Annotated in this window: 12 protein-coding genes; 5 read left to right on the forward strand and 7 right to left on the reverse strand. The window is 68.9% G+C overall.

What is annotated here, in order from left to right; all coding sequences use genetic code 11:
* The first annotated feature begins 4 nt into the window (after nucleotides 1-4).
* From ACOZ38_RS36130 to ACOZ38_RS36145, 4 genes are all read left to right on the forward strand, one after another.
* Complete coding sequence (locus ACOZ38_RS36130) at nucleotides 5-898, forward strand: ABC transporter permease (RefSeq protein WP_405140621.1); 894 nt, start codon at nucleotides 5-7, stop codon at nucleotides 896-898.
* 31 nt (nucleotides 899-929) lie between these two features.
* Nucleotides 930-1799, forward strand: a complete 870-nt coding sequence (locus ACOZ38_RS36135) for an ABC transporter permease (RefSeq protein WP_405140622.1) — start codon at nucleotides 930-932, stop codon at nucleotides 1797-1799.
* On the forward strand, nucleotides 1796-2872 hold the full coding sequence (locus ACOZ38_RS36140) for an ABC transporter ATP-binding protein (protein ID WP_424535481.1): 1077 nt from the start codon (nucleotides 1796-1798) through the stop codon (nucleotides 2870-2872). Before ACOZ38_RS36135 ends, ACOZ38_RS36140 begins: the two co-directional genes overlap by 4 nt.
* A gap of 69 nt (nucleotides 2873-2941) precedes the next feature.
* Nucleotides 2942-4846, forward strand: coding sequence for a protein kinase domain-containing protein (locus tag ACOZ38_RS36145; RefSeq protein WP_424535482.1), 1905 nt, complete (start codon nucleotides 2942-2944; stop codon nucleotides 4844-4846).
* Between the two features lie 37 nt (nucleotides 4847-4883).
* Here the strand turns inward: ACOZ38_RS36145 and ACOZ38_RS36150 are convergent, their stop codons facing one another.
* The 5 genes from ACOZ38_RS36150 to ACOZ38_RS36170 all read right to left on the reverse strand — a co-directional run bounded on the left by ACOZ38_RS36150 (nucleotide 4884) and on the right by ACOZ38_RS36170 (nucleotide 9756).
* Complete coding sequence (locus ACOZ38_RS36150; RefSeq protein WP_424535483.1) at nucleotides 4884-6230, reverse strand: MFS transporter; 1347 nt, start codon at nucleotides 6228-6230, stop codon at nucleotides 4884-4886.
* A gap of 442 nt (nucleotides 6231-6672) precedes the next feature.
* Nucleotides 6673-7392, reverse strand: a complete 720-nt coding sequence (locus ACOZ38_RS36155; RefSeq protein WP_424535484.1) for a Mut7-C RNAse domain-containing protein — start codon at nucleotides 7390-7392, stop codon at nucleotides 6673-6675.
* Between the two features lie 112 nt (nucleotides 7393-7504).
* On the reverse strand, nucleotides 7505-8359 hold the full coding sequence (locus tag ACOZ38_RS36160) for a hypothetical protein (protein ID WP_363915839.1): 855 nt from the start codon (nucleotides 8357-8359) through the stop codon (nucleotides 7505-7507).
* Nucleotides 8360-8650: 291 nt separating this feature from the next.
* The gene (locus ACOZ38_RS36165; protein WP_424535485.1) at nucleotides 8651-8875 is read right to left on the reverse strand and encodes a DUF397 domain-containing protein; all 225 of its coding nucleotides are present in this window, start codon (nucleotides 8873-8875) and stop codon (nucleotides 8651-8653) included.
* Nucleotides 8872-9756, reverse strand: coding sequence for a helix-turn-helix domain-containing protein (locus ACOZ38_RS36170; RefSeq protein ID WP_424535486.1), 885 nt, complete (start codon nucleotides 9754-9756; stop codon nucleotides 8872-8874). The genes ACOZ38_RS36165 and ACOZ38_RS36170 overlap by 4 nt, the downstream gene beginning before the upstream one ends.
* Before the next feature lie 222 nt (nucleotides 9757-9978).
* Here ACOZ38_RS36170 and ACOZ38_RS36175 point away from each other — a divergent pair, with 222 nt between their 5' ends.
* The gene (locus ACOZ38_RS36175) at nucleotides 9979-10467 is read left to right on the forward strand and encodes an ATP-binding protein (protein ID WP_424535487.1); all 489 of its coding nucleotides are present in this window, start codon (nucleotides 9979-9981) and stop codon (nucleotides 10465-10467) included.
* Nucleotides 10468-10549: 82 nt separating this feature from the next.
* Here ACOZ38_RS36175 and ACOZ38_RS36180 read toward each other — a convergent pair whose 3' ends face one another.
* Together ACOZ38_RS36180 and ACOZ38_RS36185 are read right to left on the reverse strand one after the other, a co-directional pair.
* Entirely contained in the window at nucleotides 10550-10831 is a 282-nt protein-coding gene (locus ACOZ38_RS36180; protein ID WP_424535488.1) for a DUF6461 domain-containing protein, read from the reverse strand.
* Nucleotides 10832-10948: 117 nt separating this feature from the next.
* Nucleotides 10949-13423, reverse strand: coding sequence for a GH1 family beta-glucosidase (locus ACOZ38_RS36185; RefSeq protein ID WP_424535489.1), 2475 nt, complete (start codon nucleotides 13421-13423; stop codon nucleotides 10949-10951).
* Nucleotides 13424-13522 lie beyond the last annotated feature (99 nt).

Below are 13522 nucleotides of genomic sequence, written 5' to 3' on the forward strand. Positions count from 1 at the left end.
TCACATGGCCGAGACACACGCGACGGCTCCCGCGAACCTCCCCCGGGCGAACCCGGCCCGGGGAGGCGGGAGCCGTACCCGCTCGAAGGGATGGACCGCGGCGCTTCCCCTGCTGCTGTTCGTGGCCCTCGCCTTCGGAATCCCGGCGGTCGCGCTCCTCGGCGGGGCGTTCACCTCGAACGGCTCGCCCAGCACCGCGAACCTCACCGCGTCCCTCCAGGGCGCCTACCTCACCGCGCTGATCGGCAGCGTGAAGCTGTCCGCGCTCGTCGCGGTGGTGGGAGCCGTCCTCGGCACCTTTCTCGCCCAGGCCGTGGTCACCTCGCGATTCCGCGCGCTGCGCGAGGCCGTGCTGACGGCCTCGGGGGTGCTCGCCAACTTCGGCGGCGTCCCGCTGGCCTTCGCCTGGATCGCCACGCTCGGCAACTCCGGCGTGCTGACCACCCGGCTCGGCCTCGGCGACCACGGCTGGAGCCTCTACAGCTTCTGGGGCCTCGCCCTTGTGTACCTCTACTTCTCGGTGCCGCTGATGGTGCTGGTCGTCGTACCCGCCCTCGACGGGCTGCGCCCGCAGTGGCGCGAGGCGGCCCAGAACAACGGCGCGAGCGCCTGGCAGTTCTGGCGGTACGTCGGCATCCCCGTGCTCACGCCCAGCCTGCTCGGCGGGGTGGTGCTGCTGTTCGGCGGCGCCTTCGCCGCGTACGCGACCGCCGCGGCCATGGTCGGCACGGTCGTCCCGCTGGTCACCCTCCAGATCGCCGACGCGCTGACCGGCAACGTGCTGATCGGTCACGAGAACGTCGCGCTCGCGCTCAGCTTCGACATGATCGTGGTGGCCGGCCTGGTCATGGCGGTCTACCTGCCCCTCCAGCGCAGGAGTGCCCGATGGCTGCGCTGACGCCCGCACGTCCCGAGTACAGGAGCGCACGATGGCCGCGCTGACGCCCACGGTGCTCCCCGATGTCGGCGCGCCCGCCACCCCCGCCGGCCGTCCCCGGCGCGTACGCGTCTGGCGCGGCGTGGTGCTGGTGCTCGCCGCGGTGTACTTCCTGGCGCCCCTGCTGGCGTCGTTCGTCTTCACCGTCAACGACCCGGCCAAGGGCTTCACGCTCGACGCCTACCTGGAGATCTTCTCCGCGGAGGGCTTCGTCCAGAGCCTGTTGCTCTCGCTCGGGCTGGCCGTCGCGACGATCGTCGTCGTGCTGGCGCTCACGCTCCCGGCGATGCTGGCCGTGCGGCTCAGCGCGCCGAGGCTGCGGCCGGTGATGGAGGTGATCTGCACCCTGCCGCTGGTGGTGCCGCCCATCACGTTCGTGGCCGGCATCAGCACGGTGCTGCGCTGGGGGCCCGACTACCTCGCGACCACGCCGTTCTACCAGACGGTCATCGCCATCCAGAACCCGTCGTTCCCCGTGGTCCTGGTCATCGCCGACGTCGTGCTGGCGCTGCCCTTCGTCTACCGGGCACTGGACTCCGGGCTCGGCGCGATGGACGTCCGCACGCTGGTGGAGGCCGCCAGGAACTGCGGAGCCTCCTGGCCGCACGTGATGTTCCGGGTCGTCGTCCCCAATCTGAAGGCGGGCCTCGCGAGCGCGTCGTTCCTGACCCTCGCGCTCGTGCTCGGGGAGTACACCGTCGCGCGACTGCTCGGCTTCCAGCCGTTCTCCGTGTGGATCGTCACGATCTCCGGTGCGAACGCCGCCATGTCGGTCGCCGTATCGATCTTCAGCCTGCTGCTCACCTGGCTGTTGCTGCTTGTCCTTTCCACCGCCGGCACCAGGCAAAGGAGTGGTTCGTGAACGGGGCTCGGGTGGAGTTCCGAGGGCTTCGCCGTACCTTCGGCACCGCCGTCGCCCTCGACGGCCTTGACCTGACCGTCGAGCCGGGCGAGCTGATCGCCCTGCTGGGCCCGTCGGGCTGCGGCAAGACCACCGCGCTGCGCTGCGTCGCGGGCTTCGAGACCCCCGACCAGGGCGCCGTGCTGGTCGACGGGGAGGACATCACGCGCGTCCCCGCCAACCGCCGCGACGCGGGGATGGTCTTCCAGTCCTACAGCCTCTTCCCGAACCTGAACGCCCGCGACAACGTGGCGTTCGGGCTGCGGGTGCGCAAGGCGCCCACGGCCAAGCGGCACGCCCGCGCGGCCGAGCTGCTCGAACTGGTCGGGCTGCCGTCCCACGGCGACCGTTACCCGCACCAGCTCTCCGGCGGCCAGCAGCAGCGGGTCGCGCTGGCCCGCGCGCTGGCGCTGGAGCCGCGCGTGCTGCTGCTGGACGAGCCGCTGTCCGCGCTCGACGCCAAGGTGCGGGTCTCGCTGCGCGAGGAGATCCGGCGGCTGCAGCTCTCGCTGGGCATCACCACGATCTTCGTGACCCACGACCAGGAGGAGGCGCTCTCGATCGCCGACCACGTCGCGGTGCTCAAGGAGGGCAGGCTGGAGCAGTCCGGGCCTCCCGCCGACATCTACGACCGTCCCGCGACGCCGTTCGTGGCCGAGTTCGTGGGCACCATGAACCACCTCCCCGGCCGGGTAAGCGGGGACGACGTCGAGGTCATCGGGCAGCGCCTGCCCGTGCACGGCCCGCGGCCGGACACCGCCGACGTCGACGTGCTCGTGCGCCCCGAGACCGTGCTGGTCACCCCCGCCGAGGACGGGCAGGCGCTGGTCGTCACCTCGTCGTTCCGGGGTGCGTCCGTACGGCTGCGACTGCGCCTCGACGACGGGACGGAGATCCTCGCCGACCTGCCGGGACACGACGCCGCGCGGCTCGCGCCCGGCGGCCGGGCCTCGGTGCGGCTCGTGGAGCGGCCGGTCCTCGTCGCCGCGCGCACGGCCCCGGTCCCCGCGGACGTCCTGCCCGCGGCCGGGTAAGAGGGACCTCGGGCTTCGATCTCGATAGGGTGGCGCTCGCATACAGGTGTATAGCGGTAAGGCGACGTGGTGAACAACCTAAGTCCGAGCGAACCCTCTCAGATCGGCCACTACCGGCTGCTCGGCCGGCTGGGCCGCGGTGGGATGGGCACGGTCTATCTCGGCCAGGACCACACCGGGCAGCGGGTCGCCATCAAGGTGATCAACGCGGAGTACAGCCAGCACGAGCAGTTCCGCGTCCGCTTCCGCCGCGAGGCCGAGTCCGCCCGCCGGGTCCGCCGCTTCTGCACGGCGGCGGTGCTGGACGCCGACCTCGACGGCGACCAGCTGTACGTCGTCACCGAGTACGTCGACGGCCCCAACCTGCACGAGGCCATCCAGTCCTCGGGGCCGCTGCGCGGCTCCAGCCTGGACGCGCTGGCCGTAGGCGTCGCCACCGCGCTGACCGCGATCCACAGCGCGGGCATCGTGCACCGCGACCTCAAACCGTCCAACGTCCTGCTCTCCCCGGTCGGCCCCCGGGTGATCGACTTCGGCATCGCCCGGGCGCTGGACACGCTCAGCGGGATCACCGGCACCGGCGAGCTCATGGGGACGCCCCGGTACATGGCGCCCGAGGTGCTCCGCGGCGACCCCGCCTCGCCGGCGTGCGACGTGTTCTCCTGGGGCTGCCTGGTGGCCTTCGCGGCCAGCGGGCGGGCTCCGTTCGGCGGGGAGTCGCTTCCCTCGATCGTCTACCAGGTGCTCAACACCGAGCCCTCGCTGGAGGGGATGGAGCCCGCCCTGCGGACGCTGGTGGCCGCGACGCTGGACAAGGACCCGCTGCGCAGGCCCACGGCCCAGCAGATCCTCGACCAGATGGTCGGCCGTACGACCCCGGAACGCGCCGAGCACTCGGTGGTCCAGGCGTGGCAGCGGTCCCCGACCCTCCAGGGACAGGCGCCGACGGTTCCCGGCCCGCCCCCGGCGTACCAGAACCCGCCCTTCCAGGGCCCGCCACCGACCCTCCCCGGACAGGCTCCGACGTACCAGGGACAGGCCCCCACATACCAGGGCCCGCCGCCGACCGTCCCCGGACAGGCCTCGGCCTACCAGGGACAGGCCCCCACATACCAGGCGCCGGCCTACCAGGGCCAGGTGCCGACCGGCGCGGGACAGGATCCGGCGCGGTACCAGCGGCCGGCGGACCCCGCGGCTCGCCGCAAGCGGCTCATCGGGCTGGGCGTGGCGGGAGTGGTCCTGGTCGCCGGGGCCGGGCTCGGCCTGCGCGCGCTGCTGGCGCCGTCCGGCCCACCGGCCGACCTGAGCTCGCTCTACCGGGACGACTTCAACGAGAGCGGCACCGGCTGGGGCGGCAGCGAGTACACCGGCGCGCAGTACGGCATGTACGGATACGCGCCGGGCGGGTTCTACGCCGTCGACGTGAACGAAGAGGGCGCCGAGCGGATGGAGAAGGCCCCCCTTCCCTTCGTTCCCCGGCAGCCGGCGACCCCCCGTCCGTCCGCGACCCCGACCCCGACGACGCCCGAGCAGTTGCTCCTCACGGTGACCACGACGATGAGGGACTTCAAGGGCACCGGGGAGTACGGGCTGTACTGCCGGGCCGACGAGGAGTACCGGCAGAGCCGGTACGAGTTCCTGCTCACCCAGGACGGTCAGGCGCGTATCCGGCGGGTCACGAAGGGCACGGGCGGCAACCTCACCGCGCCCGCGGCGGCCGACGTCTCCAAGGGCACTCCCGCCAGGCTCCAGGCGGAGTGCGCCGCCACCACCGAAGGCGTGCGGCTCAGGATGTGGGTGAACGGCGAGCTGGTGCAGTCTTTCGTCGACAACTCAGGAAGCCCGCGGAGCCTCCCCAACGGCGACGTCGGTTTCCTCGCGCGGGTCCCCGAGAAGTCCGGGGCCTCCCTCAAGATGTCCTTCGACGACTTCACGGTGGAGGGTCCCGCCGACGCCGTCCCCAGGTCGAGCTGACGCCCCTCCTTATGACCTCGCCTTTATGGCCTCGCCCTTATGACCTCGCCTGGACCGCCGAGGGCGCGCGGTTGAGCTCGGCGGCGTGGGCGATCTCCTCCCTGATGACCTCGCGCCCTGGCCACCTGGTGACGGCGATCCCCATGAGGACCAGCCCGCACAGGGACCAGGTCCCGATCACGACCGCCACGGGGAACCTCTCCGCGAACGCCCCGGCGGCGAGCACCGCTCCCGCGTGCGTGAGCTGGATCCCCCCTTGCATGATCCCGAAGGCCCTGGCCCGGTAGGCGTTCGGAAGCATCTGGACGAACAGCCCGTTCAGCGGCACGAGCACCGTGTTGACCGCGCAGGCCGCGAGCAGCACCAGAAGGAGCACCACCCCGAACGGCGGCACGGCGAGCACCGGCACGAGCAGCAGCGGGCCCGCCACCAGGAGCGGCTTGAGCAGCTTGAGCCGCCGTTCCGGGCCCGTCACCCGCGTCACGCACGCCCCGATGACGGCCCCGATCGGGAGGGCCGCCATCAGCAGGCCGGTGATCTCGGAGCCGCCCCCGAACTCGGGCGCCCAGGCCGCCGCGAGGCCCTCCGGGACGATGAGGATCGCCACCACGCTGAACACCACGAGGGCGGTCGGTCTCATCACCCGGTGCCCGAATACCAGCCGCAGGCCGTCGCCGGTCTCCCTGAGCAGCGACCGCCGGCCGACCTGCTGGTTCACGGGCAGTGGCCTCGGCCGCACGCCGCGCCAGAGCAGCAGCGTCGAGGCGCCGAACGTGGCGGCGTTGACGAGCAGCGCGCTGTGCCCGTCGATGGCGGTCACCACGCCCCCCACCGCGTACCCGGCCACCTGCGCTGCCTGGCCCGCCATGTTCTGGAACGAGAGGCCGACCACGTACCTGTCCCCCGTCAGCAACTGCGCCACCATCGCCGAGCGGGCCGCCTGGAACGGCGGCGTGAGGAGCGAGGCGCCGAGCAGTAGTAGGAGCAGGGCGGGAAGCGGCATGCCGGGAATGGCCATCATGCCCAGGATCAGCATCCGGGCCACGTCACAGATGATCATGACCCGCCGGTACGGGTAGCGCTCGGCGAGCGCGGCGAGCACCGGCCCCCCGGCCACCCAGGGCAGGTAGCTGATCGCGAAGCCGATCGCCGACAGGAGCACCGAACCGGTGTCGCGGAAGACCAGGAAGGTCACCGCCACCTTGGCGAAGTAGTCGCCCACCCACGACAGGACCGCCGCGCCGAACAGCGCACGGTACTCGGCGACCCCGAAAACCTCCCGGAACGTCGCCGGCCGATCGGCCACGGCGGCATCGCGCGTGTCCGTATCCCTCGGCTCCTTCGGCGCGGCCTCGCTCTCGACCTCTATCAGCTTCTCGCTCACCGGCGCTCAGTCCCTTATGCATCCAAGGTCGCAGGTGGCGTGGTCCAGCGTGGGAGCCCGTGTCACGCCTGCTTGACGGGCGTAGCCGCGTATAGCATCAGGCCGATTTCTCCCATTTCGACATGTGGGGCTACAAATAGTCATGATTGCAGAACAGGGCGGCATGCGAACCTTTTCGCCGACCGATAGGGGTACACCCCAACTAGCGGGCGCGGGCCCATGGCTCCAGCATTTAAGCCCTCTATCGCCGCATGCCTGGAAATAACCCAGCGGGTACCACCACATGCGAGCCCACACCGGCTCGCGACCGGTGGCGCCACATGCGAGCCCACACCGGCTCGCGACCGCCGGCGCCACACGGGAGCCCATCGCGGCCGGTAACACGCGAGCCCATCGCGGCCGGTAACGCCACACGCGAGCCCACGCCGAGGTCGCGGCAGTGCTACTTCGCCTGTGGAAGCGCGGCGGCGACGATGCGCTCCGCCTCCTCGACGATCGCCTCCAGGCGGGCTCCGTGCGCACCGCGCCAGTAGACGTGGTCACACGCGAGGCACCGTGCGAACGTGTCATAGCTCCTGCGAGTGCCCGCTCGCAGACGGCCCTCCACCACGGCCTTCTTCACCGGGGCCACCGGGCCGTTGCACGCCGGGCACCTGGTCCAGGGCGCGAGCGAGGGCGCGAAACGCTCCAGCACGTCGGTGAACTGCTCCTCCGGCCGCGCGCCCCTGACGTACGCGCCCAGCCAGAGGCTTCTCCGGCGCAACAGGCCACGGTCCTGGGTGAGCAGCACCCGCCGCTCGGCGTTCGCCCGGACGATCAGAGCGTCGTCATCGAGATCGTTCTCATAGGCGGTGTCGACCCCTACCAGCCGCAGCCGCCGCGCGAGCGTCCCAAGGTGCACGTCAAGGAGAAACCGCTGAAAGGGAACGGCCTGCGGCCGACGCACCCCGAGAACCCTCACGACCTCACCCGCTTCCGGCCGGTACGACGGCGTCACCTCGCGCCCGCCGACGACCAGACGCCCCACCTCCGGCAACGGCACCCCGAGAGACTCCACCACATGCCCCAGCGACGAAGTCCCGTCATGGCGCACCCACACCTCATCACACCGATGCCGCGCCGCCAGAAACCCCCACAAAGCCCCCTCAACCCGCAATCCCACCCCCACACCCTCAGCATGCCAGGTCAGTCGCTACCGCCAATGAGCCCCGGGCTACCCGACCGCAAACTACGGGTCGGAAGGCGTCCGACTGGGACGTACGGCAACAGACCGTTCAGGAGAAGAGGTCCTCGATAACCACGGCGGTCACGGCCCGCTGGATCCAGGCATCGAGCTGTGCCAGATCCTCGCAAGCCAGAATACGGCTACGCGTTTCATCCGAAATCGAGATGCCGCGACCGGACAAAATTAGGAAGATTGCCTCAGCCCGACCCTCTGCTTTTCCCTCGGCGACGTATTTCTTCGCGAAGTCGCTCTGGTACTCGTAAGTTCCCACGGCCATCAATACCTCCATATGCTTTCGAGCCACTTCCGGAAGCGTCATCAGCACAAAATCAGCGTACAGCCGAGCCCGTCGGACGTCGACGACCGCCAAGGCGGCCAACAGCGCCTCCAAAACCGGCTGAGCGTCGATACCACCGCCGTGGGCCACCGCCGACAGCACTGCGAGCTCGGGCGCATCGACCGCCTCGGCAGGATCGGTCACTACCGGAACCACCCCCGGGCCGGCGACCATCGGAGCGAGTCTCCAACCTGGATGACCCATCTCGATCGGCATCGCACACCATTTCGCGATACTGGCGTCGGTACACACGACCAGCAGAACCGTCGGGCAGCGCATCCGCGCCCGCACCGACGCCAGATACACCGGCCAGCTCCACCGCTTGCTCTTATCCCTGCCCCGCTGCACCTCCACCACGACCGCGAGCACCGGATCACTGTCTGAGAACACCACCACCGCGTCCGCCTGATACTCCACCGGTGGGCACTCGGTCAGATCCCCAGACTCGACCCTGGCCTCACGGTAGCCCGGCACCGGCATGCCCAGGGCCTCGACCAGCAATTCAGCAGCCAATTCCGGACGATTTTTGAAAAGCAGGATCAATGCTTCATGTTCTTGCGACGGCATGGCGAGGACGTTACTACATAGATAAAGAGCGAGCAAAAGATTGTCAGAATCATCCCTTAACTAATTCGAACATCCGAAAGTCATATTTTCCATTCAAATCCCCCTTAACTGCGCTATCAAGACATCCGCAGAGGTTCGATTGGGCTGTTGACCGCTGCTGCGTAGTGGGATGACGGGGGGTAGAACGAGATTCGACGGAAGCCGGGGTTCTATTCACCCACCCGTCACCCACTTGATCGGGGAACCCACTTGATACCCACCCAAAACCCGCGCCGCTCAGGCGCGTGTGTGTCAGCCGCCCACAGCGCCGGGGCGGTCGAACTCCCCATTCCTCACGCCATCGAGGAAGCAGTCCCACTCGAAGGCGGTGTATCGAATGACTTCGGCATCCGGCTTGCGGCTGTGACGTACGGCAACACCACCATCGGCCAGATGTGCGATCTCCACACACCCGTTGCCCGACGTGCTGGCCCGAGCCTTGAGCCAATGAAGCTCGGCGGATTCCGGTGCACTCATGATCGCATCTCCTCGGCGGCAGTCCGGATGAGGTGTAGGGACTCGCGTGGATCGAGGGCTATCGCTTGGAGGCGGCCGAACATCATCCTGAACCGTGAGATCTGATCCGGTCGCTGCATGTACAAGTTTCCGCCCATAGAGTCCACATACGCTACGGATTTGTCCGCTGGATCTCGGGGCTCGATCAGCGTGAACATGCCATGTTGCGGACCATAAGCCCCCTTACTGAGCGGGATGACCTGCACAGACACATTGGGCAGCGTCTCGCAGACCTCCATCACACGACGCAGCTGCGACCCCATCGCCGCAACGCCACCGATCGGCCGCCTCAATGCCGCCTCGTCCATGACCGTGACCAGCTCAAGTCTGGGATCCGTGACCAGCACCTTCTGGCGCTGCATGCGTAGCTGAACCAGCCGCTCGATCGTCTCCGGCGGATCTGTCGGCATCCACGCCTGAATCAGTGCACGGGCATACTCCTCTGTCTGAAGCAGACCCTCAATGAGGGCCAAAGTGAACGTCAGCAAGCGCCCGGCGCCGGCTTCCATTCCGACGTAGGTGGACAGGCCAGACGGCAGGACCGACTCATAGTCCGTCCACCAAGCCGCAGGGGCGGCTGCTTTGGCCTCACGGGCCATGCGCATCAGCAGGTCACGCTGCCCGTGATCTCCGACCTTGTACAGGTCGAGCAGGCAACGGATGTCCTGGAGCCGGATAGCGCCCTTCCCGTTCTCCAACCTGCTCAGCTTCGAGACTGAAATATCGTGATCATCCACCGTAAGCGCCTTGCTCGCCGCGTCAAGACTCAAGCCCATACGGTCGCGCAACTCCCGCAACTCGGCGCCAAGTCTCATCCGCAGGATGGTCGGGTTCTGCCCCACAGCGGCTCCTTTCTACTTGGGACATCCTCCAGAACCGGGAGTCAGTCCCATGCCACATCACACCCGAACGCCTGGAGCTCCAGCCCTCGCAATCCTTCCTGCTACCCCACTTTGATATTGCAGAATGACATGCCAGAAGCACTCAGTGTTACTTGAGACATACGCGAAGTAACCGGCTCGTCGATCACGGACCGATCGACGCACGTAGAGGAGCGCCTGTGGATGCGCCGCACAGCACGCCATCTCCCCACCTGGCTGGATCAAGCCCCCGATACGGCGATCATGGGTGAGCGGGAGAGCACCCAACTCGACATCTCGGCACAGCCGGAAGCGGTAAGCGAGGCACGGGACGCCGTACGCAAGCTGACGGACGGTTGGGGTCCTGCCTACCTCATCGACGATCTGATCCTCTGTCTCAGCGAGGCGTTGACCAACGCCATCACCCATGCCGCGCATGGTGCGACCCTGGCCGTACATGTGTCGCGGACAGAGACGTTCATCCGGATCGAGGTGACGGACTGTGACAGGCACCCGCCGGTGCTCGCCATACCCGCCGAAGTGGTCCTAGCCGGTAATCAGCTCCCAGAGCGCTTACTGGAAGAACATGGCCGTGGACTGTTCCTGATCGACGCGCTAAGCAGTCGATGGGGCATCGAGCCCCGTTCCCCCGGCAAAGTCGTCTGGTTTGAACAGGACATCGCTAGGCGGTGACGAATTCTCTGAAACCTGGCAGGCCCCATGCCTCGCATACGGAGGCGGGGCAAACGATCATCATCTTTCCAGGTGGAAACGCTTATAGATAGGCGAAGCGTTGGGGGTCGGGGGGCCGGTAGGCCCTCTGGGAGGCGCTGCCCGAGCCGAAGGCGAGGACCATGGGTCGGTTGAGGAGGCGGGGGGAGGCAGCCTCCGTCAGCTTCTCAAGCGTCATAGGCGTGAAGTCCTCCAGCTGACCACCGAGCCGGGTCACCAGTTGCTCGGGCGTCAGCCCACGGACGTAGGTGAAGCAGTAGGCGTCGGCCAGGTCGGGGAAGCGCTCGTAGGAGAACCAGGCGTAATCGTCAGGGGTCGCGATCATTCCGTCATATTCGCAGCACCGACCGACACAATGGCGGAGCGTTGGGGGGGTCGAAGGGGGGCCGTAGGCCCCCCTTCGAAGCGCTGCCCGAGCCGAAGGCGAGGACCATACGAGGATTCAGCTGGATTTACGGATGATGAGTTCGGTGGGGAGGATTGTGGCGGAGACGGGGCCGCCGTCGATGTGGCGGAGGAGGAGGCGGACCGCCGCCAGGGCCTGGTCCTCTCTGAGGCTGTTCACCGTGGTGAGCGGGGGGATGGTGTAGGAGGCGGCCTCGATGTCGTCGAAGCCGACGACGGCCACGTCTTCGGGGACCTTGCGCCCTGTTTCGTGCAGCACGCTCAGGGCTCCGATCGCCATCAGGTCGTTGGCGGCGAAGACGGCGTCCAGCGACGGGTCGTCCTGGAGGAGTTGACGCATTGCGACCGCTCCCGACGCGCGGGTGAAGTCGCCGATCGCGACGATCGACCGGCGTCCGCCGTCGCGCAGGGTGTCCCGGTAGCCCTCCAGCCGTGACTGCGCCGCGACGCTGTCCAGCGGGCCGCAGATCATGGCGATGCGCCGCCGTCCCGTGCCGAGCAGGTGGGTGACCGCCGCTACGGCCCCGCCGACGTCGTCGCTGTCGATGTACGGCAGGGCCATGGGAACCGCCGGCCTGCCCAGCGACACGGTGGGGATGCCCGTACGGGCGAGCGCACCGAGCAACGGGTCGGCGCCGCGCGTGGAGACGACCACGACCCCGTCCACGTGCCCCGCCGCGACGTACTGCTCCACCCGGAGCCGGCTGCGCGCGGAACCGGCGAGCATGAGCGTGACCTGCTTGCCCTGCTCCTCCAGCGCGTGGACGGCCGTCCGCACGACCGAGGAGAACAGCGGATCGTCGCTCCCACCACCGGCACGGAAGCCGTCCACTGTCCCGGGGCGGGGGTCGGTCGGGGAGGCGGCACGGGAGGGCAGGGTGGGCGAGTCGAGGACCACCAGGCCGATCGTGTCCGTGCGCTGGGTGACGAGGCTGCGGGCGGCCGAGTTCGGCACGTAGCCGAGCTCGTTGACCGCGTGCATGACGGTCTCCCGGAACTCGTCGCTGACCGTGGCCTGCCCGTTGATCACCCGCGAGACGGTCGACCTGGACACCCCGGCCCGGGCCGCCACCTCTTCGAGCGTGGGGCGCCGGGTGCGTTCCCTCCACAGCCCGTTGCGCTGGATCACCTCGCGGTACCACCGCGCGCTGTCCTTGAGCAGGCGCCGCTGCGTCGTGAAGTCGACGTGCACGATGCCGAAGCGCTTGTTGTAGCCCTCGGCCCACTCGAAGTTGTCCAGCAGCGACCAGACGAGGTACCCCCGCAGGTCCGCCCCGGCCTCGATGGCGGCGTGCGCGGCCCGCAGGTGGCCCTCCAGGAAGGCGGTGCGGTCGGCGTCGTGCACGCGCTCGCCCGACACCACGTCGTCGAACGCGGCGCCGTTCTCCGTGACGAGCAGGCCGACCTCGGGGTAGTCACGCGCGAGCCGTACGAGGAGCTGGGAAAGGCCGGTCGGGACGATGGCCCAGCCGGTAGCGGTCGTCGGGGCGTACGCGCCGGTGAACTCGACGTCCTCGGTGCCGGGGTAGGCCGGGTTGGCCGGCTCGCCCGGCCCCGACCGTACGACGCAGGGGGTGTAGTAGTTGATGCCGAGCAGGTCGATCGGCTGGTTGATGGTCGCGAGGTCACCGTCGTGGATGTGGCCGAGGCCGGCGTGGCGGTCGACGATCGACAGCACCTTGCCGGGGTACTCGCCGCGCAGCGCCGGGTCGAGGAACTGCCGGTTGATGAGGCAGTCCACCCGGTCCACCGCCTCGGCGTCCTCGGCGGACAGCGCGAGCTCCGGGTCGTTCACCTGGGCGGGGGTGACCACGGGGACGAGGTTCAGCGTGAGGGCGATCTCCCGCGCGCCCGCGCCGCGCAGCGTCTGGACGCCCAGCCCGTGGGCGAGGAGCAGGTGGTGGGCCGCGCGGAAGGCGTCCGCCGGCGACGTACGGCCCGGAGCGTGCACGCCGATGCCGTATCCGAGGAAGGCCTGCACCCAGGGCTCGTTGATGGTCATCCACGTGCCGACCCGGTCGCCGAGCCGGTCGTGCACCATCTGGGTGAAGTCGGCGAACCGGTAGGCGGTGTCGCGGTTTGTCCAGCCGCCCGCCTCCTCCAGCGCCTGCGGTAGGTCCCAGTGGTAGAGCGTCACGTACGGGGCGATGTCGGCCGCGAGCAGCTCGTCCACCAGTCGCTCGTAGAAGTCGAGACCCGCGGCGTTGGCGGGGCCGGAGCCACCGGGCTGGACGCGCGGCCAGGCCACCGAGAACCGGTAGACCTCCAGCCCGAGCTCCTTCATCATCCGCACGTCGCCCGGGTACCGGTGGTAGTGGTCGCAGGCCGTGTCACCGGTGTGCCCCTCGAAGACCGCTCCGGGGGTGCGGGTGAAGGTGTCCCAGATGGACGCGCCCCGGCCGTCCTCCGCCGCGGCACCCTCCACCTGGTAGGCGGCGGTGGCGGCTCCCCAGATGAAGCCGTCGGGAAAGGTCAGCGTCTGCCCCCGAGTCGCGATGGTCGTCGCAGTCATCCTTCGACAGCTCCCGTCTTTTCTTCTGCTGGCCGAAACTTCTGTGGTGGCCGGAACACGCCTGTCCGGCGGAGGTTCCCCCCGACAATCCTGGCCCCG

It is taken from the genome of Sphaerisporangium viridialbum (genome assembly GCF_049674955.1).
GTDB classification, from domain to species: domain Bacteria; phylum Actinomycetota; class Actinomycetes; order Streptosporangiales; family Streptosporangiaceae; genus Sphaerisporangium; species Sphaerisporangium viridialbum.